This window comes from Pseudomonas sp. GM84 (genome assembly GCF_000282535.1).
GTDB lineage: Bacteria > Pseudomonadota > Gammaproteobacteria > Pseudomonadales > Pseudomonadaceae > Aquipseudomonas.
On the sequence record NZ_AKJC01000309.1, the window covers coordinates 1 to 26,668 of the forward strand.

At 61.4% G+C, this 26,668-nt stretch carries 23 protein-coding genes, 2 tRNA genes and 1 pseudogene; 20 read left to right on the forward strand and 6 right to left on the reverse strand.

Features of this window, described 5'->3' with window-relative positions; all coding sequences use genetic code 11:
- From carB to PMI38_RS21755, 3 genes and pseudogenes are all read left to right on the forward strand, one after another.
- Positions 1–369 (forward strand): annotated as a pseudogene (carB, locus tag PMI38_RS21745) (carbamoyl-phosphate synthase large subunit); the annotation flags it as partial.
- The gene (gene greA / locus PMI38_RS21750) at positions 366–848 is read left to right on the forward strand and encodes a transcription elongation factor GreA (protein ID WP_008098898.1); all 483 of its coding nucleotides are present in this window, start codon (positions 366–368) and stop codon (positions 846–848) included. The pseudogene carB and the gene greA, both read left to right, overlap by 4 nt.
- Positions 826–1,275 carry a hypothetical protein gene (locus PMI38_RS21755; RefSeq protein ID WP_008098900.1) on the forward strand — a complete coding sequence of 150 codons (450 nt, stop codon included), beginning with the start codon at positions 826–828 and terminating at the stop codon, positions 1,273–1,275. Before greA ends, PMI38_RS21755 begins: the two co-directional genes overlap by 23 nt.
- Positions 1,276–1,407: 132 nt before the next feature.
- On the opposite strand, the gene yhbY is transcribed toward PMI38_RS21755, so the two are convergent.
- On the reverse strand, positions 1,408–1,716 hold the full coding sequence (gene yhbY, locus PMI38_RS21760) for a ribosome assembly RNA-binding protein YhbY (RefSeq protein ID WP_008098902.1): 309 nt from the start codon (positions 1,714–1,716) through the stop codon (positions 1,408–1,410).
- Positions 1,717–1,818: 102 nt separating this feature from the next.
- On the opposite strand from yhbY, the gene rlmE reads away from it, so the two are divergent.
- The 16 genes from rlmE to PMI38_RS21840 all read left to right on the forward strand — a co-directional run bounded on the left by rlmE (position 1,819) and on the right by PMI38_RS21840 (position 17,777).
- On the forward strand, positions 1,819–2,445 hold the full coding sequence (gene rlmE, locus PMI38_RS21765) for a 23S rRNA (uridine(2552)-2'-O)-methyltransferase RlmE (RefSeq protein WP_008098904.1): 627 nt from the start codon (positions 1,819–1,821) through the stop codon (positions 2,443–2,445).
- A 201-nt stretch (positions 2,446–2,646) separates the two neighbouring features.
- Positions 2,647–4,551 carry an ATP-dependent zinc metalloprotease FtsH gene (gene ftsH, locus PMI38_RS21770; RefSeq protein ID WP_043274065.1) on the forward strand — a complete coding sequence of 635 codons (1,905 nt, stop codon included), beginning with the start codon at positions 2,647–2,649 and terminating at the stop codon, positions 4,549–4,551.
- A gap of 8 nt (positions 4,552–4,559) precedes the next feature.
- Entirely contained in the window at positions 4,560–5,411 is an 852-nt protein-coding gene (gene folP / locus PMI38_RS21775) for a dihydropteroate synthase (RefSeq protein WP_008098908.1), read from the forward strand.
- Positions 5,412–5,427: 16 nt separating this feature from the next.
- Positions 5,428–6,768, forward strand: a complete 1,341-nt coding sequence (gene glmM, locus PMI38_RS21780; RefSeq protein ID WP_008098911.1) for a phosphoglucosamine mutase — start codon at positions 5,428–5,430, stop codon at positions 6,766–6,768.
- 66 nt (positions 6,769–6,834) lie between these two features.
- Complete coding sequence (tpiA, locus tag PMI38_RS21785; RefSeq protein WP_008098913.1) at positions 6,835–7,590, forward strand: triose-phosphate isomerase; 756 nt, start codon at positions 6,835–6,837, stop codon at positions 7,588–7,590.
- Between the two features lie 4 nt (positions 7,591–7,594).
- Positions 7,595–7,987 (forward strand): preprotein translocase subunit SecG, encoded by a 393-nt coding sequence (gene secG / locus PMI38_RS21790; protein WP_008098915.1) that lies wholly within the window; start codon positions 7,595–7,597, stop codon positions 7,985–7,987.
- Positions 7,988–8,008: 21 nt separating this feature from the next.
- A tRNA-Leu gene (locus PMI38_RS21795) sits at positions 8,009–8,094 on the forward strand.
- A gap of 98 nt (positions 8,095–8,192) precedes the next feature.
- Positions 8,193–8,269: transfer RNA gene (locus tag PMI38_RS21800), tRNA-Met, on the forward strand.
- Between the two features lie 130 nt (positions 8,270–8,399).
- Entirely contained in the window at positions 8,400–8,858 is a 459-nt protein-coding gene (gene rimP, locus PMI38_RS21805) for a ribosome maturation factor RimP (protein WP_043274067.1), read from the forward strand.
- A gap of 59 nt (positions 8,859–8,917) precedes the next feature.
- Complete coding sequence (gene nusA / locus PMI38_RS21810) at positions 8,918–10,399, forward strand: transcription termination factor NusA (protein ID WP_008098919.1); 1,482 nt, start codon at positions 8,918–8,920, stop codon at positions 10,397–10,399.
- Positions 10,400–10,426: 27 nt separating this feature from the next.
- Positions 10,427–12,955 (forward strand): translation initiation factor IF-2, encoded by a 2,529-nt coding sequence (infB, locus tag PMI38_RS21815; protein ID WP_008098921.1) that lies wholly within the window; start codon positions 10,427–10,429, stop codon positions 12,953–12,955.
- 116 nt (positions 12,956–13,071) lie between these two features.
- Positions 13,072–13,470, forward strand: a complete 399-nt coding sequence (gene rbfA / locus PMI38_RS21820) for a 30S ribosome-binding factor RbfA (protein WP_008098923.1) — start codon at positions 13,072–13,074, stop codon at positions 13,468–13,470.
- A 3-nt stretch (positions 13,471–13,473) separates the two neighbouring features.
- Positions 13,474–14,391: a tRNA pseudouridine(55) synthase TruB gene (gene truB / locus PMI38_RS21825; RefSeq protein WP_008098925.1), complete on the forward strand. Its 918-nt coding sequence runs from the start codon at positions 13,474–13,476 to the stop codon at positions 14,389–14,391.
- Positions 14,392–14,540: 149 nt separating this feature from the next.
- The gene (gene rpsO, locus PMI38_RS21830; protein ID WP_012274241.1) at positions 14,541–14,810 is read left to right on the forward strand and encodes a 30S ribosomal protein S15; all 270 of its coding nucleotides are present in this window, start codon (positions 14,541–14,543) and stop codon (positions 14,808–14,810) included.
- 249 nt (positions 14,811–15,059) lie between these two features.
- Positions 15,060–17,165 (forward strand): polyribonucleotide nucleotidyltransferase, encoded by a 2,106-nt coding sequence (gene pnp / locus PMI38_RS21835; protein ID WP_008098927.1) that lies wholly within the window; start codon positions 15,060–15,062, stop codon positions 17,163–17,165.
- A gap of 261 nt (positions 17,166–17,426) precedes the next feature.
- Positions 17,427–17,777, forward strand: a complete 351-nt coding sequence (locus PMI38_RS21840; RefSeq protein WP_008098929.1) for a BON domain-containing protein — start codon at positions 17,427–17,429, stop codon at positions 17,775–17,777.
- 78 nt (positions 17,778–17,855) lie between these two features.
- Here PMI38_RS21840 and PMI38_RS21845 read toward each other — a convergent pair whose 3' ends face one another.
- A complete protein-coding gene (locus tag PMI38_RS21845; RefSeq protein ID WP_008098931.1) occupies positions 17,856–18,158 on the reverse strand; it encodes a putative quinol monooxygenase in 303 nt (100 codons plus the stop codon).
- Between the two features lie 60 nt (positions 18,159–18,218).
- Between PMI38_RS21845 and PMI38_RS21850 the strand changes: the two genes are divergently transcribed.
- Positions 18,219–18,632: a VOC family protein gene (locus tag PMI38_RS21850; protein WP_008098932.1), complete on the forward strand. Its 414-nt coding sequence runs from the start codon at positions 18,219–18,221 to the stop codon at positions 18,630–18,632.
- Positions 18,633–18,760: 128 nt separating this feature from the next.
- Here the strand turns inward: PMI38_RS21850 and PMI38_RS21855 are convergent, their stop codons facing one another.
- The 4 genes from PMI38_RS21855 to pgi form a co-directional block, all read right to left on the reverse strand.
- Entirely contained in the window at positions 18,761–21,694 is a 2,934-nt protein-coding gene (locus PMI38_RS21855; protein WP_008098934.1) for a DUF748 domain-containing protein, read from the reverse strand.
- 76 nt (positions 21,695–21,770) lie between these two features.
- Positions 21,771–22,640: an oxygenase MpaB family protein gene (locus PMI38_RS21860; RefSeq protein WP_008098936.1), complete on the reverse strand. Its 870-nt coding sequence runs from the start codon at positions 22,638–22,640 to the stop codon at positions 21,771–21,773.
- A 42-nt stretch (positions 22,641–22,682) separates the two neighbouring features.
- Complete coding sequence (acs, locus tag PMI38_RS21865) at positions 22,683–24,617, reverse strand: acetate--CoA ligase (RefSeq protein WP_008098938.1); 1,935 nt, start codon at positions 24,615–24,617, stop codon at positions 22,683–22,685.
- Positions 24,618–24,804: 187 nt separating this feature from the next.
- Positions 24,805–26,469, reverse strand: coding sequence for a glucose-6-phosphate isomerase (gene pgi, locus PMI38_RS21870; protein ID WP_008098940.1), 1,665 nt, complete (start codon positions 26,467–26,469; stop codon positions 24,805–24,807).
- Positions 26,470–26,668: the final 199 nt, after the last annotated feature.

Consider the following 26,668-nt stretch of genomic DNA (forward strand, 5'->3'; position numbering starts at 1 on the left):
AAAAAGCCGCAAGTGGCTGGCGTTGCCCGCGACCTGATCGCCCTGGGCTTCGAAGTGGTCGCCACTGTCGGCACCGCCAAGGTCATCGAAGCGGCCGGCCTGAAAGTGCGCCGTGTGAACAAAGTGACCGAGGGTCGCCCGCACGTGGTCGACATGATCAAGAACGACGAAGTGTCGCTGATCATCAACACCACCGAAGGCCGCCAGTCGATCGCCGATTCCTACTCGATTCGTCGCAATGCGTTGCAGCACAAGATCTACTGCACCACGACCATTGCGGCAGGTGAAGCCATCTGCGAAGCGCTGAAATTCGGCCCTGAAAAGACCGTTCGTCGCTTGCAGGATCTGCATGCAGGACTTGAAGCATGAGCATTACCAAATACCCGATGACCGTCCAGGGCGCTCGCGCCCTGGAAGAGGAGCACCTGTTCCTGAGCAAGACCGAGCGCCCGCGTCTGAGCCAGGCGATCGGTGAGGCGCGTGAGCTGGGCGACCTCAAGGAAAACGCCGAGTACCATGCCGCCCGTGAGGAGCAGGGCATGGTCGAGGCGCGTATCCGCGATATCGAAGGCCGTCTGCAGAACTCGGTAGTGATCGATGTGACCACTATCCCTCACACCGGCAAGGTCATTTTCGGCACCACGGTGGTGCTGGCCAATACCGAAACCGATGACGAGGTGACCTACCAGATCGTCGGCGAGGATGAAGCCGACGTGAAGCAGGGCAAGCTCTCGAGCGGTGCGCCCATCGCTCGTGCCATCATCGGCAAGGAAGAAGGTGATACTGTCGTCGTCAAGACGCCGAGTGGCACGGTCGAGTACGAGATTGTCGAAGTCAAGCACATCTGACCGGCGCCTGCGGGCGCCATCCCTCGAGGGGATCCTCTGGCAACTGGCCCAGGTATTCTGGGTCGGTGGCCTGTGGGTTTTCCATGTAGGGTTGGTGCCGGCGCTCAAGGTCAGTGGCCTGGCACCCTTGCTGGTACAGGACATCGCCGGGCAGATTGACCGCTGGTTGATTGGCGTGGCGTTGCTCGGGCTGCTGACGCAGCTGGCGGTACTGGCGAGGGTCGACGGGCTGTCAGCCTGGTGGCGGCAGTTCCGCGGCCAGATGCTGTTGCTCGGCTTTGCGGCCTGCGTGGGGTACTACTTCCTGCGCTATGGCATCTCGGTCGGCGAGCGCTGGCAGATGTTCTGTTTCCTGGTGCTGGGCTTCTCCGGCATCGTGCTGGTAGCCCAGCCAGTCCCGGTCAGGGCGCGCAAAGCGCGCCACTGACAAGGCTATGCAGCGGCCCTTGTGGGAGCCGGCTTGCCGGCGATGAAGGCGGTGCGGTGCTTGGCACCGGCTACGCCGGTGATCGCCGGCAAGCCGGCTCCCACACTGGGTTGGGCAGCAGCCCCTGTACCGTTACTTGTAACGGTGGATGTTGGACAGCTGCTTGTTCGGCTGTGGGTTCTTGCGGTAGATCAGCGCTTTCTTGCCGATGGTCTGCACCAGCTCGGCGCGGCCGGCCTTGCACAGTTCGGCAATGGTGGCGGCACGTTCTTCGCGATCTTCCGAACGAATTTCGACCTTGATCAGCTCATGGTCGGCCAGGGCGCGATCCAGTTCGGCGACGACGCCTTCATTCAAACCGTTGCCAGCAACGATCAGGACCGGCTTCAGGTCATGACCAATGGACTTGTATTGCTTCTTCTGCTCGTTATTGAGCGGCATAATCTGACCCTTTCCGTCTGATTCTGTAAAATTGACCGGCATTTTACCCGAGGGCCACCGGCTCCGCCCAGTCAATCACGACGCATATCATCGAGGTGCCCCGTGGTACAACGTTCCAAAAGCAGCGCAAACTGGCTGCGAGAGCATTTTAACGATCCTTTTGTGAAGCAGGCGCAGAAGGATGGCTACCGCTCGCGTGCGAGCTACAAACTCCTGGAGATCCAGGAGAAAGACCGCCTTATTCGCCCAGGCATGAGTGTAATCGACCTTGGCGCGGCGCCCGGTGGCTGGTCGCAGGTGACCAGTCGTCTGATTGGTGGCCAGGGCCGGTTGATCGCTTCCGACATCCTGGAAATGGACTCGATCCCTGACGTGACTTTCATTCAGGGTGATTTCACCGATGATGCAGTGCTCCAGCAGATTCTGGAGGCGGTCGGTGATTCGCATGTAGACCTTGTGATTTCCGACATGGCCCCCAATATGAGTGGTACGCCCGAAGTGGACATGCCGCGCGCCATGTTCCTCTGCGAGCTGGCGCTGGATCTGGCAACCCGCGTGTTGAAGCCTGGCGGTGATTTCCTGATCAAGATTTTCCAGGGCGAAGGCTTCGATATGTACCTGAAGGATGTGCGCACCAAGTTCGACAAGGTGCAAATGCGCAAGCCGTCCTCTTCGCGGGACCGTTCTCGTGAGCAGTACCTGTTGGGCAAAGGATTCAAAGGCGTTTGAAAAACGTGCTGCGGGTGGTCGATAGTTATTTCCAATCGGCCCTCCCGTCTGGATCGTCCGAACTTCGTGTAGTCTAGCTTCACAAAGGGTTACAGACGGTGCCTGCGGCTGCGTAGGTAATGTAGTAAGTTAGGGCGATGAATATCATGCGAGGCACGGCTGCGTCGTGCGCCGGCCTCAGAGGGTAGCGAATTGAACGACATGGCAAAGAATCTGATCCTGTGGTTGATCATCGCAGCTGTCCTGGTGACAGTGATGAACAACTTCTCCAGCCCTAACGAGCCGCAGACCCTCAACTACTCCGACTTCATCCAGCAGGTCAAGGATGGCAAGGTCGAGCGTGTGACCGTCGACGGCTACATCATTACCGGCAAGCGCGCCGATGGCGACAACTTCAAGACCGTTCGCCCGGCCATTACCGACAATGGCCTGATCGGCGACCTGGTCGACAACCACGTGGTCGTCGAGGGCAAGCAGCCTGAGCAGCAGAGCATCTGGACCCAGCTGCTGGTGGCGAGCTTCCCGATTCTGGTGATCATTGCCGTATTCATGTTCTTCATGCGCCAGATGCAAGGTGGCGCGGGCGGCAAGGGCGGCCCGATGAGTTTCGGCAAGAGCAAGGCGCGCCTGCTGTCCGAAGACCAGGTCAAGACCACGCTGGCTGACGTCGCGGGTTGCGACGAGGCCAAGGAAGAGGTTGGCGAGCTGGTCGAGTTCCTGCGCGACCCGGGCAAGTTCCAGCGCCTGGGTGGCCGCATCCCGCGCGGCGTGCTGATGGTAGGCCCGCCCGGTACCGGTAAGACCTTGCTGGCCAAGGCCATTGCGGGTGAAGCCAAGGTGCCGTTCTTCACCATTTCCGGTTCGGACTTCGTCGAGATGTTCGTCGGCGTGGGTGCCAGCCGTGTGCGTGACATGTTCGAGCAGGCCAAGAAGCATGCACCGTGCATCATCTTCATCGACGAAATCGACGCCGTGGGTCGCCACCGTGGCGCCGGCATGGGCGGCGGTCACGACGAGCGTGAGCAGACCCTCAACCAGTTGCTGGTAGAGATGGATGGCTTCGAAATGAACGATGGCATCATCGTCATTGCCGCCACCAACCGTCCGGACGTCCTCGACCCGGCGCTGCTGCGTCCCGGCCGTTTCGACCGTCAGGTGGTGGTTGGCCTGCCGGACATCCGTGGTCGTGAGCAGATCCTCAAGGTGCACATGCGCAAGGTGCCGATCGGCGAGAACGTCAATCCGGCGGTCATTGCCCGTGGTACCCCAGGCTTCTCCGGTGCCGACCTGGCCAACCTGGTCAACGAGGCATCGCTGTTCGCCGCTCGCTCCAACAAGCGCCTGGTCGAAATGAAAGAGTTCGAGCTGGCCAAAGACAAGATCATGATGGGCGCCGAGCGCAAGACCATGGTCATGTCGGAGAAGGAAAAGCAGAACACCGCTTACCACGAGGCGGGCCACGCCATCGTTGGTCGCCTGGTGCCTGAGCACGACCCGGTCTACAAGGTCTCGATCATCCCGCGCGGTCGTGCGCTGGGTGTGACCATGTTCCTGCCCGAGGAAGACCGTTACAGCCTGTCCAAGCGTGCCCTGATCAGCCAGATCTGCTCGCTGTACGGCGGCCGTATTGCCGAAGAGATGACCCTGGGCTTCGACGGCGTCACCACCGGTGCCTCCAACGACATCATGCGGGCCAGTCAGATCGCCCGTAACATGGTCACCAAGTGGGGTCTTTCCGAGAAGCTCGGCCCGCTGATGTACGCGGAAGAAGAGGGCGAGGTGTTCCTCGGCCGCAGTGCCGGCAGCCAGCACGCCAGCGTTTCCGGTGAAACCGCCAAGCTGATCGACTCCGAAGTGCGCAGCATCATCGACCAGTGCTATGCCACTGCCAAGCAGCTGCTGACCGAGAACCGCGACAAGCTCGATGCCATGGCCGAAGCGCTGATGAAGTACGAGACCATCGACGCCGAGCAGATCGAAGACATCATGTCCGGTCGCACGCCGCGTGAACCGCGTGACTGGGATGACGACAAGACTTCGGGCACCCCTGCTGCTCAGAACGATCGCCCGGAATCGCCAATCGGCGGCCCAGCGGCTCAACACTAAGGGCACTTATGAGCTCACAGCTGTACCCGACCCGGTTGCCTTGCGGCAACCGGGTTCTTGATTTGTCCCGTACCCATGTCATGGGTATTCTCAATATCACCCCCGACTCCTTCTCCGATGGCGGGCGCTTCAATCGGCGCGACGAAGCGTTGCGCCATGCCGAGGCCATGGTCGCGGCGGGCGCCACGCTGATCGATATCGGTGGCGAGTCGACGCGGCCCGGTGCCCGGGCTGTCTCGGTGACCGAAGAGCTGGAGCGGGTGGCGCCGATGGTCGAGGCCATCAACAGCCGCCTGGACGTGGTGATCTCGGTCGATACCTCTACGCCTGCGGTGATTCGTGAGTCGGCGCGCCTCGGTGCTGGCCTGATCAACGACGTGCGGGCCCTGGAGCGCGATGGCGCCCTGGATGCGGCAGCGGATACCGGCTTGCCGGTGTGCCTGATGCATATGCGCGGCGAGCCGGGGACTATGCAGGATGACCCGCATTACGAAGATGTCACCGCAGATGTGACGCGTTATCTTGAGCAGCGCATGGCAGCATGCGCGGCGGCGGGCATTGGTGCGGAGCGCATCATTCTCGATCCAGGCTTCGGCTTCGCCAAGACGCTGGCGCATAACCTGAGCCTGTTCAAACACATGGAGGCGCTTTATCGCCTCGGGCGCCCACTGCTGGTGGGCGTTTCACGCAAGAGCATGATCGGCCTGACGCTGGATCGTCCGGTCGCAGAGCGACTGTATGGCAGCCTGGCGCTGGCGGCATTGGCCATGACCAAGGGGGCCAGTATCCTGCGCGTCCATGATGTGGCCGAAACCGTCGATGTCGTACGTATGATCGCTGCAGTACAGAACGCCGAATAAGAACATTGGAGTCCCTATGAGCAGAAAATACTTTGGTACCGACGGCATCCGTGGCCGCGTCGGCGAATACCCGATCACTCCCGACTTCATGCTGAAGCTGGGTTGGGCTGCGGGCATGGCCTTCCGCAAGCAGGGCAATTGCCGCGTGCTGGTGGGCAAGGACACGCGTATTTCCGGTTACATGTTCGAATCGGCACTCGAGGCCGGCCTGTCCGCGGCAGGTGCTGACGTATTGCTGCTCGGCCCGATGCCGACCCCGGCGATCGCCTACCTCACTCGCACCTTCCATGCCGAGGCGGGCATCGTCATCAGTGCTTCGCACAACCCGCACGATGACAACGGGATCAAGTTCTTCTCGGGCCAGGGCACCAAGCTGCCGGACGAGGTCGAGCTGATGATCGAAGAGCTGCTCGACCAGCCGATGACCGTGGTCGAGTCCAGCAAGCTGGGCAAGGTTTCCCGCATCAACGACGCCGCTGGCCGCTACATCGAATTCTGCAAGAGCAGTGTGCCGAGCAGCACCAGTTTCGAGGGGCTCAAGCTGGTGGTCGACTGTGCCCACGGTGCCACCTACAAGGTTGCGCCTAGCGTATTCCGCGAGCTGGGCGCCGACGTCACGGTGCTGCACGCGCAGCCCGATGGCCTCAACATCAACGAAGGCTGTGGCTCGACCCACATCGAATCGTTGCAGGCCGCGGTGCTTGTGGGTCATGCCGACCTGGGCATCGCCTTCGACGGCGATGGCGACCGGGTACTGATGGTCGACCACACCGGAGCCATCGTCGATGGCGACGAACTGCTGTTCATCATCGCCCGCGACCTGCATGACCGCAACAAGCTGCAGGGCGGCGTGGTGGGTACGCTGATGAGCAACCTGGGCCTGGAGCTGGCGCTCAAGGACCTGGGTATCCCATTCGTGCGCGCCAAGGTTGGCGACCGCTACGTGATGGCCGAGTTGCTCGAGCGTGACTGGCTGTTGGGCGGGGAAAACTCCGGCCATGTGGTGTGCTGCAACCACACAACCACCGGCGACGCGATCATCGCCGCGCTGCAGGTGCTGATGGCCCTCAAGCGCCGTGGCGAGACCCTTGCTCAGGCCCGGCAGGCCCTGCGCAAGTGCCCGCAGGTGCTGATCAACGTGCGTTTCGGCGCGAGCAAGGTCGACCCTCTGGAACACCCTGCGGTGAAAGAGGCCAGTGCCAAGGTCACCGAGGACATGGCGGGTCGTGGGCGGGTGCTTCTGCGCAAGTCCGGTACCGAGCCGCTGGTGCGGGTGATGGTCGAAGGCGACGACGAAAGTCAGGTGCGCGCGCACGCCGAGGCCCTGGCCAAACTGGTCGCAGAAGTTTGTATCTGAAAGAGGCTTGCCAGCGCAGATCGGGTTGGGTAAGATCTGCGCCCACTTTGACCGACGAGGTAAAGCATGCGTCGCCCTATGGTAGCTGGTAACTGGAAGATGCACGGTACCCGCGCCAGCGTCGCTGAGCTGATCCAGGGCTTGGGCAATATGCCCGTGCCGAACGGTGTTGAAGTCGCGGTGTTTCCGCCTGTCTTGTTCATCAATCAGGTAATTGATGGCTTGCAAGGCAAAGAAATCATCGTTGGAGCACAGAATTCTGCTGTACAGCCCGAGCAGGGCGCGCTGACCGGTGAAGTTGCACCTAGTCAGTTGGTTGAAGCAGGTTGCAAGTTGGTGCTGATTGGCCACTCCGAACGCCGCCAGATCGTTGGCGAAAGTGACGAAGTACTCAATCGCAAGTTTGCAGCGGCTCAACTTAGTGGTTTAATGCCGGTGCTCTGCGTAGGGGAAACCCTCGAGGAGCGCGAAGCAGGCAAGACGCTCGAAGTTGTCGGGCGTCAACTAAGCAGTATCATCGATGCATTCGGTGTTAAGGCTTTTGCCAATGCTGTAATTGCCTATGAGCCTGTTTGGGCCATTGGTACAGGTTTGACAGCCTCGCCTCAGCAAGCCCAGGATGTGCACGCAGCCATCCGGGCGCAGTTGGCGGCCGAGGACGCCGAAGTTGCCGCGAATGTGCAGCTTCTATACGGCGGCAGCGTGAAGGCGGCCAATGCGGCCGAACTGTTCGGCATGCCGGATATCGATGGGGGGCTCATTGGTGGAGCGTCCCTGAACGCAGACGAATTCGGTGCAATTTGTCGCGCCGCAGGAAACTGAACAAATGCTGGAAACAGTCATCGTTGTTTTTCATCTGTTGGCAGCGCTGTCGCTTGTAGTGCTGGTTCTGCTGCAACAGGGTAAGGGTGCGGAAGCAGGTGCATCTTTCGGCGCAGGTGCTTCTAATACTGTGTTCGGAAGCCAGGGTTCTGCCACCTTCCTAAGTAAATTCACTGCTATACTTGCTGCCACTTTCTTTTTGACAGCACTTGGGTTAGGATACTTCGCGAAGCAACAAGCTCACCAGCTGAGCCAAGCGGGTCTCCCGGATCCGGCGGTCTTGGAAGTGAAACAGCCAAAGCCGGCAGTAAATGATGATGTACCGGTGCTCCAGGAGCAGAAGAGCGAAACCACCAACACTGGTGATGTACCTCCTCCGACCGAAGAGCAGAAGTAACGGGTTTCAAGAAGTAGTATTGCCGAGGTGGTGGAATTGGTAGACACGCAACCTTGAGGTGGTTGTGCCCATAGGGTGTAGGGGTTCGAGTCCCCTTCTCGGTACCAATTAAAGCTTGAGAGCCCGCTTTAGCGGGCTTTCTTGTAGGTGGAGGTTAGATTGACCCAGCAATGGGTTCGGTCTTATACTTTCGCCCCAGCTTTGTCGCGGGGTGGAGCAGCTTGGTAGCTCGTCGGGCTCATAACCCGAAGGTCGTTGGTTCAAATCCAGCCCCCGCAACCAGCTTTAGCGGAGCCCCTTTTCAGGGGCTTTTTGCTAGCCGAACAGTTTTCGGCGCCGTTGTCCAACGGCGCTTTCAGGGATGGGCGCTTCGCCCATTTTTTATTTGCACAGCATGCACGAGGGGGTTCAGGTGTCGAGCAAGCTAGAACAGTTGCAGGCCTTGTTGGCCCCGGTGGTCGAGGGTCTGGGCTATCAGTGCTGGGGGATCGAGTTCGTATCCCAGGGTAAGCATTCGGTATTGCGCATCTATATTGACAAGGAAGGCGGCATCCTGGTGGACGACTGCGAAGCGGTCAGTCGTCAGGCCAGTGCCATCCTCGATGTCGAAGATCCGATCAGCAGTGAATATACCCTTGAGGTGTCCTCACCAGGCATGGATCGCCCGCTGTTCACTCTGGAACAGTTTGCCTCGCATGCCGGCGAACAAGTGAAGATCAAGCTGCGTACGCCCTTCGAAGGTCGTCGTAATTTCCAGGGCCTTCTCCGCGGTGTGGAGGAACAGGACGTTGTGGTCCAGGTGGACAATCACGAATTCCTGTTGCCGATCGACTCGATCGACAAGGCCAATATTATTCCCAGTTTTGACTGAGACGTGCCGGGCCCGGCGGACTTTCCGGGCCCAATGGCTTGCGCAAGGCGAGGCGTACGATGAGCAAAGAAGTACTGCTGGTTGTTGAATCGGTATCCAACGAAAAGGGTGTACCGCCCGGCGTCATTTTCGAAGCGCTGGAAGTGGCCCTGGCCACTGCAACCAAAAAACGTTTTGAGGACGAAGTCGACCTGCGTGTGGAAATCAACCGCCACACCGGTAGCTACGAAACCTTCCGTCGCTGGACTGTGGTCGACGAAGCCGATCTGGACGATCCGGCCATCGAGACCTGGTTGGCGAAGATCCACGAGACCCACCCTGAAGCCAAGGTTGGTGACGTGATCGAAGAGAAGATCGAGTCCATCGAATTCGGTCGCATCGCCGCCCAGACAGCCAAACAGGTGATCGTGCAGAAGGTCCGTGAGGCCGAGCGCGCCCAGGTGGTCGACGCCTACCGCGAGCGTGTGAACGAGATCATCTCGGGCACCGTCAAGAAGGTCACCCGCGACAACGTCATCGTCGACCTGGGCAACAACGCCGAGGCGCTGCTGGCTCGCGAAGACATCATTCCACGTGAGACCTTCCGGGTTGGCGTGCGCCTGCGTGCGCTGCTCAAGGAAATCCGCACCGAGAACCGCGGTCCTCAGCTGATCCTGTCGCGCACCGCGCCGCAGATGCTGATCGAACTGTTCCGCATCGAAGTGCCGGAAATCGCTGAAGGCCTCATCGAAGTCATGGCCGCATCCCGTGATCCGGGATCGCGTGCCAAGATCGCCGTCCGCTCCAAGGACAAGCGCATCGACCCGCAAGGTGCCTGTATCGGCATGCGCGGTTCGCGCGTCCAAGCCGTATCCGGCGAGCTGGGTGGTGAGCGTGTGGATATCGTCCTGTGGGACGAGAACCCGGCGCAATTTGTCATCAACGCCATGTCGCCGGCCGAAGTCGCGGCGATCATCGTTGATGAAGATGCCCATGCCATGGACATCGCCGTTGCCGAGGACAACCTGGCCCAGGCCATTGGCCGTGGCGGTCAGAACGTTCGCCTGGCCAGTCAGTTGACCGGCTGGACCCTGAACGTGATGACCGAGAAGGACATCCAGGCCAAGCAGCAGGCCGAAACCGGTGACATCCTGCGCAATTTCATCGAAGAACTGGAAGTCGACGAGGAGCTGGCCCAAGTGCTGGTCGACGAAGGCTTTACCAGCCTCGAAGAAATTGCCTACGTACCGTTGGAAGAAATGCTCAACATCGATGGCTTTGACGAGGACATCGTCAATGAGCTCCGCGCTCGAGCCAAGGACCGTTTGTTGACCAAGGCCATCGCTACCGAAGAAAAACTGGCAGACGCCCATCCGGCCGAAGACCTGCTCTCCCTTGAGGGCATGGACAAGGACCTGGCGGCGGAACTGGCGGTGCGCGGCGTGGTTAACCGCGAAGACCTGGCCGAGCAGTCGATTGACGACCTGCTCGACATCGACGGCATCGACGAAGAGCGTGCCGGCAAGTTGATCATGGCCGCCCGAGCCCACTGGTTCGAGTAATTAGGCGCGGCCTGAGGAGAGAAGTGCATGACGCAAGTCACGGTGAAAGAACTGGCCCAAGAGGTCGAGGCACCGGTAGAGCGCCTGCTGCAGCAGATGCGTGAGGCAGGTCTGCCGCACACCGACGCCGGTCAGGTAGTGACCGATAATGAGAAGCAGACTCTGCTGACTCATTTGAAGAGCAGCCACAAGAGCAAGGCGGAAGAGCCGCGCAAGATTACCTTGCAGCGCAAGACCACCAGCACCCTGCGTGTCGCCGGTAGCAAAAGCATCAGCGTAGAAGTACGCAAGAAGAAAGTATTCGTGCAGCGCAGCCCTGAAGAAATCCAGGCTGAGCAGAAGCGTGAGCAGGATGAGCGCCGTGCGGCCGAAAACGCCGCGCGTGAGAAGGTCGAAGCTGATGTTCGCCAGCGCAACGAAGAGCAGGCTCGCCGTCAGGCGACCGATGCCCCTGCGGCTGCTCCTGCGCCGGCTGCCAAGGCTGAGCCGGCTCCTGCCGCCGCTCCGGCACCGGTAGTCGCCGAGGCGCCAGCGTCGGAAGACGCCGCTGCCCGCGCTGCCGAGCGCAAGAAGGACGAGACCCGTCGCAACGAAAACCGCACTCGCGATGACGACCGTCGTCGTGGCGAGGCGCCGCGTGTGTCGATCAAGGTCAAGGTCAAGGAGAAGGAAAAGGCTCCGACTCCACGTGCCGCTCCGCGCACTACCGATGAAGAGAGCGATGGCGCTCGTCGTGGTCGTGGTGGCAAGGGCAAGCTGAAGAAACGCAATCAGCATGGCTTCCAGAACCCGACTGGCCCGGTCATCCGTGACGTGACCATCGGCGAGACCATCACGGTCTCCGAACTGGCCAACCAGATGTCCGTCAAGGGCGCTGAAGTGGTCAAGTTCATGTTCAAGATGGGCACCCCGGTTACCATCAACCAGGTGCTCGACCAGGAAACCGCTCAGCTGATCGCAGAAGAGCTGGGCCACAAGGTCACCCTGGTCAGCGATACCGCCCTGGAAGACTCCCTGGCCGAATCGCTGAAATTCGAAGGCCAGACCGAGTCGCGTGCGCCGGTGGTTACCGTCATGGGTCACGTTGACCATGGTAAGACCTCGCTGCTCGACTACATCCGTCGTGCCAAGGTTGCTGCTGGCGAAGCCGGTGGTATCACCCAGCACATCGGTGCCTACCACGTGGAAACCGACCGCGGCATGGTCACCTTCCTCGACACCCCGGGCCACGCAGCTTTCACTCAGATGCGTGCACGTGGTGCCAAGGCGACCGACATCGTCATCCTGGTGGTGGCGGCGGACGACGGCGTGATGCCGCAAACCCGCGAAGCCGTTCAGCATGCCAAGGCAGCTGGCGTTCCGCTGGTAGTCGCGGTGAACAAGATCGACAAGCCGGGTGCCGACCTCGATCGCATCCGTAACGAACTGGCCGTCGAAGGCGTGACCTCCGAGGACTGGGGTGGCGACACTCCGTTCGTCAAGGTTTCGGCGAAGATGGGTACCGGTGTCGACGAGCTGCTCGAAGCCGTTCTGCTGCAGGCCGAGATCCTCGAACTGACCGCTACTCCGACCGCTCCAGGTCGTGGTGTCGTCGTCGAATCGCGCCTGGACAAGGGCCGCGGCCCAGTGGCTACCATCCTGGTTCAGGACGGTACCCTGCGTCAGGGCGACATGGTCCTGTGCGGCTCCAACTATGGCCGCGTGCGTGCCATGCTCGACGAGAACGGCAAGCCTGTGAAGGAAGCTGGCCCGTCGATCCCGGTCGAGATCCTCGGCCTGGACGGTACGCCGGAAGCCGGTGACGAGCTGTCCGTGGTTGCCGACGAGAAGAAAGCCCGCGAAGTTGCCCTGTTCCGTCAAGGCAAGTACCGCGAGGTCAAGTTGGCCCGTGCTCACGCCGGCAAGCTGGAAAACATCTTCGAGACCATGGGTCAGGAAGAGAAGAAGACCCTCAACATCGTCCTCAAGACCGACGTGCGCGGTTCCCTGGAAGCACTGCAGGGTTCGCTCGGCGGCCTGGGCAACGACGAAGTTCAGGTTCGCGTGATCGGTGGCGGCGTCGGTGGTATCACCGAAAGCGACGCCAACCTGGCGCTGGCTTCGAATGCAGTACTGTTCGGCTTCAACGTGCGTGCCGATGCCGGTGCGCGCAAGATCGTCGAGCAGGAAGGTCTGGATATGCGTTACTACAACGTGATCTACGACATCATCGAAGACGTCAAGAAAGCCCTGACCGGCATGCTCGGCAGCGATGTTCGCGAGAACATCCTGGGTGTCGCCGAAGTGCGTGACGTGTTCCGTTCGCCGAAGTTCGGCGCCATCGCTGGCTGTATGGTCATCGAGGGTACCGTGTACCGCAACCGTCCGATCCGCGTACTGCGCGACGACGTGGTGATCTTCGAAGGCGAGCTGGAATCGCTGCGTCGCTTCAAGGACGACGCCTCCGAAGTGCGTTCGGGCATGGAGTGCGGTATTGGCGTCAAGAGCTACAACGACGTCAAGGTCGGCGACAAGATCGAAGTCTTCGAGAAAGTCCAGGTTGCTCGTACCCTTTAAGGGCGGGCATGGCGCCAACCCCCGCCGCAGGGCGGTGGGCGGCGCCTCAGAAGGTAGCGCCCGGTCAGGCTTCAGCTTGACCGGGCGTTTGCCGCTTTAAGTTACAGGTAGCAAGAATGGCCAAAGAATACAGCCGTACCCAACGTATCGGTGATCAGATGCAGCGCGAGCTGGCAGAGCTGATCCGCCGTGAAGTCAAGGACCCACGCGTCGGTCTGGTGACCATCACCGCCGTGGATGTCAGCCGCGACCTCGGTCATGCCAAGGTCTTCATCACCGTCATGGGCGAAGAAACCCCTGACGCCGTGCAGCAGTCGCTCAAGGCACTGAACAGCGCCGCCAGCTTCCTGCGCCTGCACCTGGGCCGCTCGATGCAGCTGCGCAGCGTGCCGCAATTGCATTTCCACTTCGATGAAAGTGTCAGCCGTGGTGTACACCTGTCGGCACTGATCGAGCGTGCAGTGGCCGAAGACCGCCTGCACAAGGATACCGACGAGCTGGACACCAAGGAGTAAGCGGTGGCCCAGGTCAAACGTATCCGCCGCAACGTCAGCGGCATCATCCTGCTCGACAAGCCGCTGGGGTTCACCTCCAACGCTGCGCTGCAGAAAGTTCGCTGGTTGCTCAATGCCGAGAAAGCCGGGCATACCGGCAGCCTCGACCCACTGGCCACTGGCGTGCTGCCACTGTGCTTCGGTGAAGCGACCAAGTTCTCGCAGTACCTGCTCGATTCCGACAAGGGTTACGAGACGGTCATGCAGCTGGGGCAGACTACCAGCACCGCGGACGCTGAGGGCGAAGTCCTGCAGACCCGCGAAGTGACCGTTGGTCGCTCCGACCTGGAAGCGGTTATCCCGCGTTTTCGGGGTGAAATCCTTCAAGTACCGCCGATGTACTCGGCGCTCAAGCGCGATGGCCAGCCGCTGTACAAACTGGCACGTGCAGGAGAGGTAGTGGAGCGCGAGGCGCGTTCTGTTACTATTGGTCGCTTGGAGTTGCTCGAGTGCGAAGGCACCCGTGCGCGACTGTCGGTCGGTTGCAGTAAAGGCACCTATATCCGCACCCTGGTGGAGGATATCGGTGAAGCCCTGGGCTGCGGCGCCTATGTCGCCGAGCTGCGCAGGACCCAGGCTGGGCCCTTCGTGCTGGCACAGACGGTCACCCTCGAGGAACTCGAGCAGGCCCACGCCGAAGGCGGCAACGAAGCGCTCGATCGCTTCCTGATGCCGTCCGACAGTGGGCTGCTGGACTGGCCGCTGGTCTGCCTGTCCGAGCACAGTTCGTTCTACTGGCTGCATGGCCAGGCGGTACGTGCACCGGACGCGCCGCAATTCGGCATGGTCCGGGTGCAGGATCACAATGGTCGCTTCATCGGTATCGGTGAAGTGAGCGAAGACGGGCGTATTGCGCCGCGTCGACTGATTCGGTCGGAATGACCGGAACCGCAGGTCGAGGCTTCGGCTGAAACCGGCGGATACAAGGGTGGCTGTCAGTAGGCACGGTCACACCTTTTTTATTAATACAGGGTTTTGTCCCTGGCCTATTGGACCCCGGCAACGGGATCCGTTTAATCAGGAGTAGCCTCATGGCCCTCAGCGTTGAAGAAAAAGCTCAAATCGTTACCGACTTCCAGCAAGCTGCTGGCGACACTGGTAGCCCGGAAGTTCAGGTTGCTCTGCTGACCGCGAACATCAACAAGCTGCAAGGCCACTTCAAGGCCAACGGCAAAGACCACCACTCCCGTCGTGGCCTGATCCGTATGGTTAACCAGCGTCGTAAGCTGCTGGACTACCTGAAGGGCAAAGACACCACTCGTTACAGCGCCCTGATCGGTCGCCTGGGCCTGCGTCGCTAATAGCGGCCTGGTCAGTGGTGTGCATGGCGTGTCGCATGCTTCGGGAATGCTGCCTGGCAGCGTTTTCGTTGGACACGTCACGCGTATCTCCGAGGTTGGCAGCCTGGCAGTGCTGAGCGGATTTTCCGCTCGGCGCCAGGCTCCCAGCCTCGTGTTGTATCTGGACGGTCAATGGGGCCGATTCCCCGTTCTGCCCAAGAATTCGCAAGAAACCAGTTCCCCCAGAGCCACTGAAAAAGGTAGGAAACCGTGAACCCGGTAATCAAGAAATTCCAGTTCGGTCAATCGACCGTTACTCTCGAAACGGGCCGCATCGCCCGTCAGGCGACCGGCGCCGTGCTGGTGACCGTCGACAACGACGTGACCGTGCTGGTGACCGTGGTCGGCGCCAAGCAGGCAGACCCGGGCAAGGGCTTCTTCCCGCTGTCGGTCCACTACCAGGAAAAGACCTACGCCGCTGGCAAGATCCCTGGTGGCTTCTTCAAGCGTGAAGGCCGTCCTTCCGAGAAAGAGACCCTGACCTCGCGCCTGATCGACCGTCCGATCCGCCCGCTGTTCCCTGAAGGCTTCATGAATGAAGTCCAGGTCGTCTGCACCGTGGTTTCCACCAGCAAGAAGACCGATCCGGACATCGCTGCGATGATCGGTACCTCGGCTGCCCTGGCTATTTCCGGCATTCCGTTCGAAGGCCCGATCGGCGCCGCCCGCGTTGCTTTCCACGAAAGCACCGGCTACCTGCTGAACCCGACTTACGAGCAGCTGCAGGCTTCGAGCCTGGACATGGTCGTAGCCGGTACCGAATCTGCTGTACTGATGGTTGAATCGGAAGCCCAAGAGCTGACCGAAGACCAGATGCTGGGCGCTGTACTGTTCGCCCACGACGAATTCCAGTCGGTCATCCAGGCTGTCAAAGAGCTGGCTGCCGAAGCGGGCAAGCCGACCTGGGACTGGAAACCGGCCGTTGCCAACACCGAACTGTTCAACGCCATCCGCGCCGAATTCGGCGAGGGCGTTTCGCAGGGCTACACCATCACCGTCAAGGCCGACCGTTACGCGCGCCTGGGCGAGCTGCGCGATCAGGCGATCGCCAAGTTCTCCGGTGAAGAAGGTCAGCCTTCGGCTTCCGAAGTCAAAGAAATCTTCGGCGAAATCGAATACCGCACCGTTCGCGAAAACATCGTCAACGGCAAGCCGCGTATCGATGGTCGTGACACCAAGACCGTTCGTCCGCTGAACATCGAAGTCGGTGTTCTGCCGAAGACTCACGGTTCGGCACTGTTCACCCGTGGCGAAACCCAGGCCCTGGTCGTCGCGACCCTGGGTACTGCCCGTGACGCCCAGCTGCTGGACACCCTCGAAGGCGAGAAGAAAGACCCCTTCATGCTGCACTACAACTTCCCGCCGTTCTCGGTAGGCGAGTGTGGTCGTATGGGCGGTGCTGGCCGTCGTGAAATCGGTCACGGCCGTCTGGCCCGCCGTTCGGTTCAGGCCATGCTGCCTGCTGCCGACGTGTTCCCGTACACCATCCGTGTAGTGTCGGAAATCACCGAGTCCAACGGCTCCAGCTCCATGGCTTCGGTTTGCGGTGCATCCCTGGCTCTGATGGACGCCGGTGTACCGATGAAGGCACCGGTTGCCGGTATCGCCATGGGTCTGGTCAAGGAAGGCGAGAAGTTCGCAGTCCTGACCGACATCCTCGGTGACGAAGACCACCTGGGCGACATGGACTTCAAGGTAGCCGGTACCGCCAAAGGCGTCACCGCGCTGCAGATGGACATCAAGATCAACGGCATCACCGAAGAGATCATGGAAATCGCCCTGGGCCAGGCCCTGGAAGCGCGCCTGAACATCCTCGGCCAGATGAACCAGATCATTGGTGAGTCGCGTACCGAGCTGTCGGCCAACGCACCGACCATGATCGCGATGAAGATCGACACCGACAAGATCCGTGACGTCATCGGTAAAGGTGGCGCCACCATCCGCGGCATCTGCGAAGAAACCAAGGCCTCGATCGACATCGAAGACGATGGCTCGATCAAGATCTTCGGCGAAACCAAGGAAGCGGCCGAGGCAGCTCGCCAGCGCATCCTGGGCATCACCGCCGAGGCCGAGATCGGCAAGATCTACGTGGGCAAGGTCGAGCGCATCGTCGACTTCGGCGCCTTCGTCAACATCCTGCCTGGCAAGGACGGTCTGGTGCACATCTCCATGCTGAGCGACGCTCGCGTAGAGAAAGTGACCGACGTGCTGAAAGAAGGTCAGGAAGTCGAAGTGCTGGTACTGGACGTGGACAACCGCGGCCGTATCAAGCTGTCGATCAAGGACGTTGCCGCAGCCAAGGCTTCGGGCGTCTAAGCGACTGACACGCAGTGAAAAAGGGCCCTTCGGGGCCCTTTTTTATTGGCCCTGCGGAACCTTTTGCGCACTTGCATCTTGCATGCAGGTTTACCGCGCGGATTGCAAAATGCACGACCAAGGTCTTTGGCTGAATGATCTAAGTCGTTGATTTATAAGGAAACAAGCGAAGCGGAAAAGCTGGCACACGGCGTGCAACTACTCTCTTACCTGCCGCCAGGAGATACGGCGCAGACCTTTCGAATAACAGGAGTGACCCACATGAAGAAGTTCGCCATTGCTGCCGCTACTGCTACCGCTCTGACCCTGACCATGGCTAACGCGGCTTTCGCCCAGCAGTCCACCCAGGCCCCGATGACACTGGCAGCCGGTGAGATGACCGAAGCCAAGGAGGCGACCTCCGACACCTGGATCACCACCAAGGTTAAATCGGACCTGATGACTGAAAAAGGCATCCCAGGTACTGACATCAAGGTCGAGACCAACAAAGGCGTGGTTTCGCTCTCTTCGGATACTGCCGTTACCAAGTCTCAAAAAGAGACCGCGGTTGCGATCACCAAGAAGATCAAAGGCGTTCAGGCCGTTTCGGCTGACGGCCTGAAAACCGAATAAGGGATGTCCCGTCGGCCAAAAGGATTTGGCCACCACTTCAAAAAAGCCCCGGCCTTGGCCGGGGCTTTTTCATGGCGCTCAATTCACCGGGTTACGCGCGACCACGTCACTTTCGAAGCATTCCTGCTCAAGTATCAGGGGTTCGACCAATGGTCGGCTGTCGCGAAAGTGCGCCGTATGGGTATGCGCTTCATAGGCCTCATCATCGCGGTAGATCTCGTACAGGTAGATCACATCGGGATCGACCCGGTCCTGGCAGACATCGAACACCAGGCAACCCGGCTCGGTGGCCACCGAGGCTGCGGCATTGATGTTGATTGCAGCAAGAAAGGCTTCGGCGCAGCCGGGTTTCACGCGCGTTTTGATGAACAGGCTGTACACAAGTGGCTCCTTTTGTTTTAAATTCACTATTGAATTGTATACAAAAATGGAGCCGCGCCAATGTCCGAATTACCTGCACGCCCTGGTCGCCTGAACGGCCTGCGTCATATCGCCTTGCTGGTGCCCAACCTGGAGGAGTGCGAGCGCTTCTATGTCGATGTGTTGGGCATGGAGGTGCTGAACCGGGCCAACGAGGATCTGGTGTACCTGACCTGCGGCAACGACAACCTGTCGCTGGGGCGGGGTGCGGGGGCGGCCAATGGGCTGCAGACCCTGGACCACTATGGGTTCATCGTCGACAGCGTCGAGGAACTGGAGGCTTGGTACGCGTACTTCAAGGCGCATGGGGTGACGCTGCTCGATCGTCCCTTCAACCATGGTGATGGGGCGCGCAGCTTCCACTTGCTGGACCCAGCGGGAAACAAGGTACAGCCCTTGTATCATCCGGCGGTGTCGGGGCAGCGCTTGGTCTGACTAACGCTGTGTATTGCTGTGCCGGCCCCTTCGCGGGACAAGCCCGCTCCCACAGAGACAATACAGGCCCTGATACTTGCGCTGTACCTGTGGGAGCGGGCTTGTCCCGCGAAGGGGCCGGTAATGATTCACTCGGCATCCAGATGCATCGGGGTAATCACCCGACCATCTTTTTCAGCCTGCCCCAGGCTGGTGTCGATGAAGTACACCCGGTCATCCTCCAGCTTGCCCTTGTCGACCAGGTAATCCTTGATGCTGCTGGCCCGCTCCTGACCCAGGGTGCGCAGCAGGGCCGCACTTTCCGCCCATGACTTGATCACCGCCTCGCGCAGCTTGGTGGTGCGCTCGTCACGGCTGAGCTGTTGCCATTCGGCAGGCGGCTGCTGCTTCAGGCGATTACGGTAGATACCTTCGAGCATCGCCGGCTTGTCACTGTCGTCGACCACCAGCATCGAGGCGTTGGCTGGCACCTTGTCGCCACGGCGTTGCAGGATCTTGTACCAGGTCGCCTGGTACTCGCGCTCCAGGCGCTGCTGCGCGATCGGCGGGCCATCGCTGCTCTGGGCACTGGTGCCTTCGATCTCCAGGCGCAGTTCAGGGCGTTCCTTAAGGGCCGAGGCCAGCTTGTCCAGGGCCGACTTCGCATCGCCGCTCAGTTCACTTGATCCAGGGGCGAAGGCGACATTGCCAAGGTCTTCCGAACCGCCACCGGTGATCAGCCCACCGATGAACTTGAACGGCGCCTGGGCCGCGCGAAGCACCAGGTTGCGCAGGGTCTGCCAGACAATCGGCATGACGCTGAACTGCGGGTTGTTGAGGTCACCGGATACCGGCAGCTCGATCGAGATCTTGCCTTCGGTGTCCTTGAGCAGGGCGACTGCCAGGCGGATAGGCAGGTCCACTGCATCCGGGCTGTCGACCTTCTCGCCCAGCTGCAATTGCTCCACCACCACCTTGTTCTCGGCCTGGAGCTGGCCGTTGGTGATCTTGTAGTGGAGATCGAGGTTCAGACGGCCCTTGCGGATACGGAAGCCCGCGAACTTGCCGGAGTAGGGCGTCAACGTGGTCAGTTCGACGCGCTTGAAGCTGGTGGCGATATCCAGGCTGGCCAGCGGGTTGAACGGGTTCAACGCGCCTTTGATGGTGACCGGTGCGTAACGGTCGACCTTGCCCTTGACGTCCACCTTGGCCGGCGCCGGCTTGCGGTTGTCGATGGTGCCGATCTGGCCATTGAGCTGCTGGACGGCGGTGGCGAAGTTGGGCGTCAGGGTGAGGTCGGCAAAATTGGCAGAGCCATCGTTGATGTTGATCTGGCCAATACGCACGCCCAACGGCTTGCTCGCCGGCGCGCTGGCGGCTTTGGTCTTACCGGAGGATGCGCCGGCGGGCTGCGGAATCAGCAAGTCATCGACGTTGGTGGTGCGGTCTTCGTTGATGATGAAGCGGGCATAGGGCTGTAGCAGGGTCACCTTGTCGATCGAAACGGCATCGCCGTGCACGTAGGACAGGCCGTCGACATTCAGCTGCTGCCATTTGACGAAGTCGCGGTCCTTGATGGTGTCCAGGGTGTGCAACTGGTTGACCTGGGCCTTGCCGGCCACGGTGAAGGCCAAGGGCTCGGTGCTCTTGAGGTCGACCTTGAGATCACTGGCGAGCATGCCGCTGCGCAGTTCCAGGCGAATGAACGGGCTGAGGTAAGCCTGGGCGATGCGCAAGTCGATATCGCGGGTGCTGACATCGAGCTTGGCCGTCACCGGTGCCAGGTTCACCTGGCCTGCGGCTTGCAGTTTGCCCTGCTTGCCGATACCGGTGTCGAGCTTGAGGGTGAAGGGCGACTGGTTGAGGCTGTCGAAGCCCTGCAGGTCGACGTTCAACGGCCCGACGTCCAGCGCTACGGGTTCCTTCTGGCTGCGGTCGGCCAGGTGCACCTGATAATTGCGCAGCTGCACGTCCTGCAGCAGCACCTGCCACGGTTTGCTCGGTTCCTTGGCGGCCTGCTCTTCAGGGGTAGGCTCGGCAGCGGCTGGTTCGGCCTTTTCCTTGGGCGTAGCCTTGGCCGGTTGGCTGGCGAACAGCTTCTGCCAGTCGAGCTGGCCGTCTTGTTCGAGGGCGGCCCAAGTCTCCAGTTTCTCGCTGCGGACCTTGCCCACGGTGACCCGCTGCTTGGCCAGGTCGATGGAGGTTTCGCTCACGTCCAGGCTGGCCAGGCGCACCAGTGGGCGGCCATCCGGTGCCTTGATGGCGAACGGCGCGATTCGCATCGAGGTGTTGTCCAGCAGCAGCTCGGTGGTCTTGGACAGGTTGAGCTTGTAATGGGTGTCGAGGTGGAACACGCCGTCTTCCAGCACCAGCGGAACGGCGTCGCGCACATAGGGCCAGAACAGTTTCATCTTGCCATCGGTGATCTTCAGGGTGCCTTCCGAGGCGATCGGCGACAGGCTCAAGGTGCCGCTCCAGTCCACGCGCCCGCCGTTCGGCCCGCGCGCCACCAGCGTCATGTCGGCGTTGTCGTCGGGCAGGGTGCTGAGGTTCTTCAGCTCCAGGTTCATGTCGTCGTAGATGAACTCGATCGGCTCGCTCGGGCGCTGATCGGCAAAGTGGAGGTAGCCGCCGCTCAGTTTGATGCTGCCGATACGCAGCGGGAACGGATCACTGGGCGGCTGCTCGGCTTGCGGCTCGCTGGCAGGCAGCTTGAACAACTGGGTCAGGTTGAGCGTGCCGTCCTTGGCGAACAGCACCTCATTGCGCGGCTTGTCGAGCTCCACGGCCTGCAGGTGCAGGGCGCCTTTCCACAGGCTGTCGAGCGCGAGGTTGGCGTACAGCCGTGCGAAACCGACTTGCTCCTTGCCGGGCTCGCCGATCTGCAGGCCCCACAAGGTCAGCTCGAGGCTGAACGGGTTGAATTCGATACGCTCCAGCTTGGAAGGCACGGTCGCGTATTGCGCCAACTGCTGGTTGGCGATGCGCAGGCCGACACCGGGGAGAATCAGGAAACCAAGCAAGCTGTAGAGGGCCACGAGAGCCAGCACGGCGCCGAGGGCGCGAGTCAATCCTTTGTACATGTGTGCATCGTCTGTCAAAGCAGGAATGCTTGGAGTATGGCACGTTAAATCGGTTCCGCTGATGCGACCAATTCCCTCACTCGATGCCCATGCGCCGCCTGGCCCGATGCGCCGAGCCATCGCGCATCGCCCAGCGCAGCACGGGCGCCGTGCGCTTCAAGCCCAGGCGAATCATGCGCCGCTGCAACGGCCCGTGCTGCAGGCCGAGCATGGCCTGGGCCCAATCCGGCAACAGATCGATACCGGCGTGCAGCATCAGCTTGCCCACAGGTTGGGCGAGGCGGCTAGGGGCGGGGGCCTGGAGCAGGATGTCGAGCACTTCCAGACTACGGTGATCGCAGTGCAGGTGTGCACGCATGTGTCGCAGGTAGTCGTCGACCTGCTGGCATGAGCGCGGTACGTCACGCGCGCCAAGGCGCTCGGCGATCAGCGCGATTTCGGCGTAGTAAGCGTCCTGATCGGCGCGTGACAGCAGAGGGTCGCGGTAACGCAAGTGGGCGGCGAGGAAGCTGCTGACTTCGGCCACATGCACCCAGGTCAGCAAGTCCGGGTCGCTGGCAGCATAGGGCCGGCCATCGGGCGCGGTACCGGTGACCTGCAGGTGGATGGTGCGCACCTTGTCGATCAGCCAGTTGGCATCGCGGGTCGAGCCGAAGGTGGTGCCGGAGATGAACTGGCTGGTGCGGCGCAGGCGGCCCAACAAGTCTTCGCGGAAATTGGAATGGTCCCATACACCGGCCAGGGCGAGTGGATGCAGCAACTGCAGCAGCAAAGCGCTGATGCCCCCGACCAGCATGCTCGGAAAATCGCCATGTACTCGCCAGCTGAGGCTGTGCGGGCCGAACAGGCCGGGGTCGCCTTTGGGCGACTCCAGGTCGAGCTGGCCGAGGGCCAGCCCGGTAAGGCTCATGACCTGGGTTTCGATGCGGCGACGTAGGGCTTCCATGGCGACCTGTGGTTCAGGGCGGCCACGGACGGTGGCCGCCAGCTATTGATTGAGGCGTGTGTCGATCAACCCCTGGACCACGCTCGGATCGGCCAGGGTCGAGGTATCGCCCAGGTTGTCCAGCTCGTTGCAGGCGATTTTGCGCAGTATACGCCGCATGATCTTGCCCGAGCGGGTCTTGGGCAAGGCCGGGGCCCACTGGATCAGCTCAGGCTTGGCGAAGCTGCCGATTTCCTTGCTGACCAGTGCCAGCAGCTCGGCCTTGAGCGCATCGTCCGGGGTAACACCGTTCATCGGGGTAACGAAAGCATAGACGCCCTGGCCCTTGAGGTCATGTGGATAACCGACCACGGCGGCTTCGGCGACACTGTCATGCAGCACCAGTGCGCTTTCCACTTCGGCGGTGCCAATGCGGTGGCCGGAGACGTTGATCACATCATCGATGCGGCCGGTGATCCAGTAGTCGCCATCGGCGTCGCGACGGGCGCCGTCGCCGGTGAAGTAGTAGCCGGGCAGGGGTTTGAAATAGGTGTCGACCATGCGCTGGTGGTCACCATAGACGCTGCGGATCTGCCCTGGCCAGCTGGCCTTGATCGCCAGCAGGCCGGCCCCTGGGCCTTCGATCAACTTGCCTTGCTCGTCCAGCAGCACCGGTTGCACGCCGAACATGGGCTGGGTGGCACAGCCGGGCTTGAGATTCTGGGTGCCGGGCAGCGGCGTGAGCATGATGCCGCCGGTCTCGGTCTGCCACCAGGTGTCGACGATAGGGCAGCGTTTTTGCCCGACCTCTTCGAAGTACCACTCCCAGGCCTCGGGGTTGATCGGTTCGCCGACGCTGCCGAGCAGGCGCAGGCTCTTGCGCGAGGTGCTCTGCAACGGCGCCGCACCTTCGCGCATCAGCGCGCGCAGGGCAGTGGGCGCGGTGTAGAAGATGTTCACCTGGTGCTTGTCCACCACCTGCCAGAAGCGCGATGTGTCCGGGTAGTTGGGCACGCCTTCGAACATCAGCGAGATCGCACCGTTGGCCAGCGGGCCGTAGACGATGTAGCTGTGGCCCGTGACCCAGCCGACGTCGGCGGTGCACCAGAACACCTCGCCGTCGCGGTAGTCGAATACCACCTTGAAGGTCATCGTCGCTTGCAGCAGGTAGCCAGCGGTGGTGTGCAGCACGCCCTTGGGCTTGCCGGTGCTGCCTGAGGTATAGAGGATGAACAGCGGGTCTTCGGCGTCCATCGGTTCCACTGGGCACTCGTCACCGGCGTTTTCGGTTGCGTCGTCATACCAGAGGTCGCGGCCCTCGCTCCAGGCGATTTCGCCACCGGTACGGCGCACCACCAGCACGCTGCTGACCGCAGGGCAACTGGCCAGGGCCTTGTCGACGTTCTGCTTGAGCGGGATGCGCTTGCCGCCGCGCACCCCCTCATCGGCGGTGATCACGGTGCGGCAGTCGGCATCGAGAATGCGGTCGCGCAGGGCGTCCGGGGAGAAGCCGCCGAACACCACCGAGTGGATGGCGCCGATGCGGGTGCAGGCGAGCATGGCATAGGCGGCCTCGGGGACCATCGGCATGTAGATGCACACCCGGTCACCTTTTTTTACCCCGCGTGCCTTGAGGGCATTGGCCAGGCGGCACACCTGGCGGTGCAGTTCGCGGTAGGTGATGGCCTTGGCGTCCTTGGGATCGTCGCCTTCCCACAGCAGGGCGGTCTGTTCGCTGCGCTGGGCCAGGTGGCGGTCGATGCAGTTATAGCTGACATTCAGTTGGCCGCCGTCGAACCAGCGGGCTTTGCCGGTCTTCAGGTCGCATTGCTGCACGCTGGACCAGGGCTTGATCCAGTCCAGGCGCTTGGCTTGCTCGGCCCAGAAGGTGTCGGGGTCTTCGATCGACTCGCGGTAGAGGCGGCGGTAGTCGTCGGGGGAGAGGGTGGAGGACTGGCTGACGGCCAGGGCCTCGGGGTAGTTGCGGATATCGAACATGGCGGGTGGTCCTTGCGCTTGTCGGGGGCGATGGACTGCAACGGCTATTCGATTGGACAGTGTAGCGCTTGGGGGTGTTCCGAGGATGTGTGCAAGCCAGTGCTGGCCTCATCGCGGCTAAAGCCGCTCCTACAGGTTCAGCGAAACCCTGTAGGAGCGGCTTTAGCCGCGATGAGGCCGGAACCGGTCAACCGCGGTGACGGCCGCGGAAGTAGTTGATCAGGCCTTGGGTCGAGCCATCTTCGGCGCTGTCTTCAAGGCTACCCACCAAGCGTTGGTAGACGCCTTTGCCCAGCTCCTTGCCCAGCTCCACGCCCCACTGGTCGAAGGCGTTGATACCCCAGATCACGCTCTGTACGAATACCTTGTGCTCATACATCGCCACCAGAGCCCCCAGACGGCGCGGGCTGATGCGTTCGACCACCAGGGTGTTGCTCGGGCGGTTACCCGGAATCACCTTGTGCGGCGCAAGCTTTTCGATATCGGCTTCGTTCAGGCCCTTCTGGCGCAGCTCGGTCTCGGCTTCCTCGCGGGTCTTGCCGAGCATCAGCGCCTGGCTCTGCGACAGGCAATTGGCGTACAGCCACTGATGGTGGTCGGCGACCGGGTTGAAGCTGACCACCGGAACGATGAAGTCCGCCGGAATCAGCTGGGTGCCTTGGTGCAGCAACTGGTGGTAGGCATGTTGGCCGTTGCAGCCGACGCCACCCCAGATCACAGGGCCGGTGTCGGTCTTCACGGGCGAGCCATCCTGCAGCACGCTCTTGCCGTTGGACTCCATGTCCAGCTGTTGCAAGTGCTTGGTGATGTTGCGCAGGTAATGGTCGTAGGGCAGGATCGCGTGGCTCCGGGCGCCCCAGAAGTTGCCGTACCAGACGCCCAGCAGGGCCAGCAGCACCGGCATGTTCTTGTCGAACGGCGCGGTCTGGAAGTGCTGGTCCATGGTGTAGGCACCGGACAGCAGTTCCTTGAAGTTGGCGGTGCCGATGGCCAGTGCGATCGGCAGGCCGATCGCCGACCACAGCGAATAGCGCCCACCCACCCAGTCCCACATCGGGAAGATGTTCTCTTCGCGGATGCCGAAGGCCATGGCAGCGGCCTTGTTGCTCGATACCGCGATGAAGTGGCGATACAGCTCGGCTTCCGAGCCGCCCTGGGCCAGGTACCAGTGGCGTGCGGCCATGGCGTTCTTCAGGGTCTCGAGGGTGTTGAACGATTTCGACGAGACGATGAACAGGGTGGTTTCGGCGCGCAGGTTGGCCGACAGCTCATGGAATTCGCTGCCGTCGATGTTCGCCAGGTAATGGCAGCGTACGCCACGCTGGGCATAGGGCAGCAGGGCTTCGGAAACCAGCTCGGGGCCGAGGAACGAGCCGCCGATGCCGATGTTGACCACGTCGGTGATCGGCTTTTCGCTGTAGCCGCGCCACAGGCCGTCATGAATACGACCCACCAGCTCGGTGATCTGGTTGAGTACCTTGTGCACGTCCGGCATCACGTTCACGCCGTTGACGCTGAGCTTGTCGCCCACCGGGCGGCGCAGGGCCGTGTGCAGGACCGGGCGGCCTTCCGAGGCGTTGACGATCTCGCCGCTGAACATCGACTTGATCGCATCCTGCAGGCCGACTTGTTCGGCCAGCTTGACCAGCAGCTCGCGGCTTTCGTCGGTGATCAGGTTTTTTGAATAGTCGAGGAACAGGCCGCAACAGCTCAGGGAGAACTGTTCGAAGCGTTTTTCGTCGGCGGCGAACGCTTCACGCATGCTGAAGTCTTGCATGGCGTCGCGGTGTTGCTGGAGTGCCTGCCAGGCAGGCAGGGCCGTAACATCGTGGGGTGTACGGTAATACGCCATTGAGCAGAATTCCTTGATGCGTGGTGGGGCTTGGACAGGGCAGTCGATGCCGGGTTCAGGCTGGCCATCATTATAGGCAAAGGTCACGCACAGGGAATGGGGGGAGCGGGGGATTTGAGAGGGGGGCGCCAGGCGCCCCCATCGCCGGCAAGCCGGCTCCCACAGGGTTGCTCAGTGATGTCCCTGTGGGAGCCGGCTT

Bases quoted from the DNA above. Each gene is read 5' to 3' on its own strand.
- greA (WP_008098898.1), top strand. From the start codon at position 366: ATGAGCATTACCAAATACCCGATGACCGTCCAGGGCGCTCGCGCCCTG.
- yhbY (WP_008098902.1), bottom strand. From the start codon at position 1,716: ATGCCGCTCAATAACGAGCAGAAGAAGCAATACAAGTCCATTGGTCAT.
- ftsH (WP_043274065.1), top strand. From the start codon at position 2,647: ATGGCAAAGAATCTGATCCTGTGGTTGATCATCGCAGCTGTCCTGGTG.
- folP (WP_008098908.1), top strand. From the start codon at position 4,560: ATGAGCTCACAGCTGTACCCGACCCGGTTGCCTTGCGGCAACCGGGTT.
- glmM (WP_008098911.1), top strand. From the start codon at position 5,428: ATGAGCAGAAAATACTTTGGTACCGACGGCATCCGTGGCCGCGTCGGC.
- tpiA (WP_008098913.1), top strand. From the start codon at position 6,835: ATGCGTCGCCCTATGGTAGCTGGTAACTGGAAGATGCACGGTACCCGC.
- secG (WP_008098915.1), top strand. From the start codon at position 7,595: ATGCTGGAAACAGTCATCGTTGTTTTTCATCTGTTGGCAGCGCTGTCG.
- nusA (WP_008098919.1), top strand. From the start codon at position 8,918: ATGAGCAAAGAAGTACTGCTGGTTGTTGAATCGGTATCCAACGAAAAG.
- infB (WP_008098921.1), top strand. From the start codon at position 10,427: ATGACGCAAGTCACGGTGAAAGAACTGGCCCAAGAGGTCGAGGCACCG.
- rbfA (WP_008098923.1), top strand. From the start codon at position 13,072: ATGGCCAAAGAATACAGCCGTACCCAACGTATCGGTGATCAGATGCAG.
- rpsO (WP_012274241.1), top strand. From the start codon at position 14,541: ATGGCCCTCAGCGTTGAAGAAAAAGCTCAAATCGTTACCGACTTCCAG.
- PMI38_RS21840 (WP_008098929.1), top strand. From the start codon at position 17,427: ATGAAGAAGTTCGCCATTGCTGCCGCTACTGCTACCGCTCTGACCCTG.
- PMI38_RS21850 (WP_008098932.1), top strand. From the start codon at position 18,219: ATGTCCGAATTACCTGCACGCCCTGGTCGCCTGAACGGCCTGCGTCAT.
- PMI38_RS21855 (WP_008098934.1), bottom strand. From the start codon at position 21,694: ATGTACAAAGGATTGACTCGCGCCCTCGGCGCCGTGCTGGCTCTCGTG.
- PMI38_RS21860 (WP_008098936.1), bottom strand. From the start codon at position 22,640: ATGGAAGCCCTACGTCGCCGCATCGAAACCCAGGTCATGAGCCTTACC.
- acs (WP_008098938.1), bottom strand. From the start codon at position 24,617: ATGTTCGATATCCGCAACTACCCCGAGGCCCTGGCCGTCAGCCAGTCC.
- pgi (WP_008098940.1), bottom strand. From the start codon at position 26,469: ATGGCGTATTACCGTACACCCCACGATGTTACGGCCCTGCCTGCCTGG.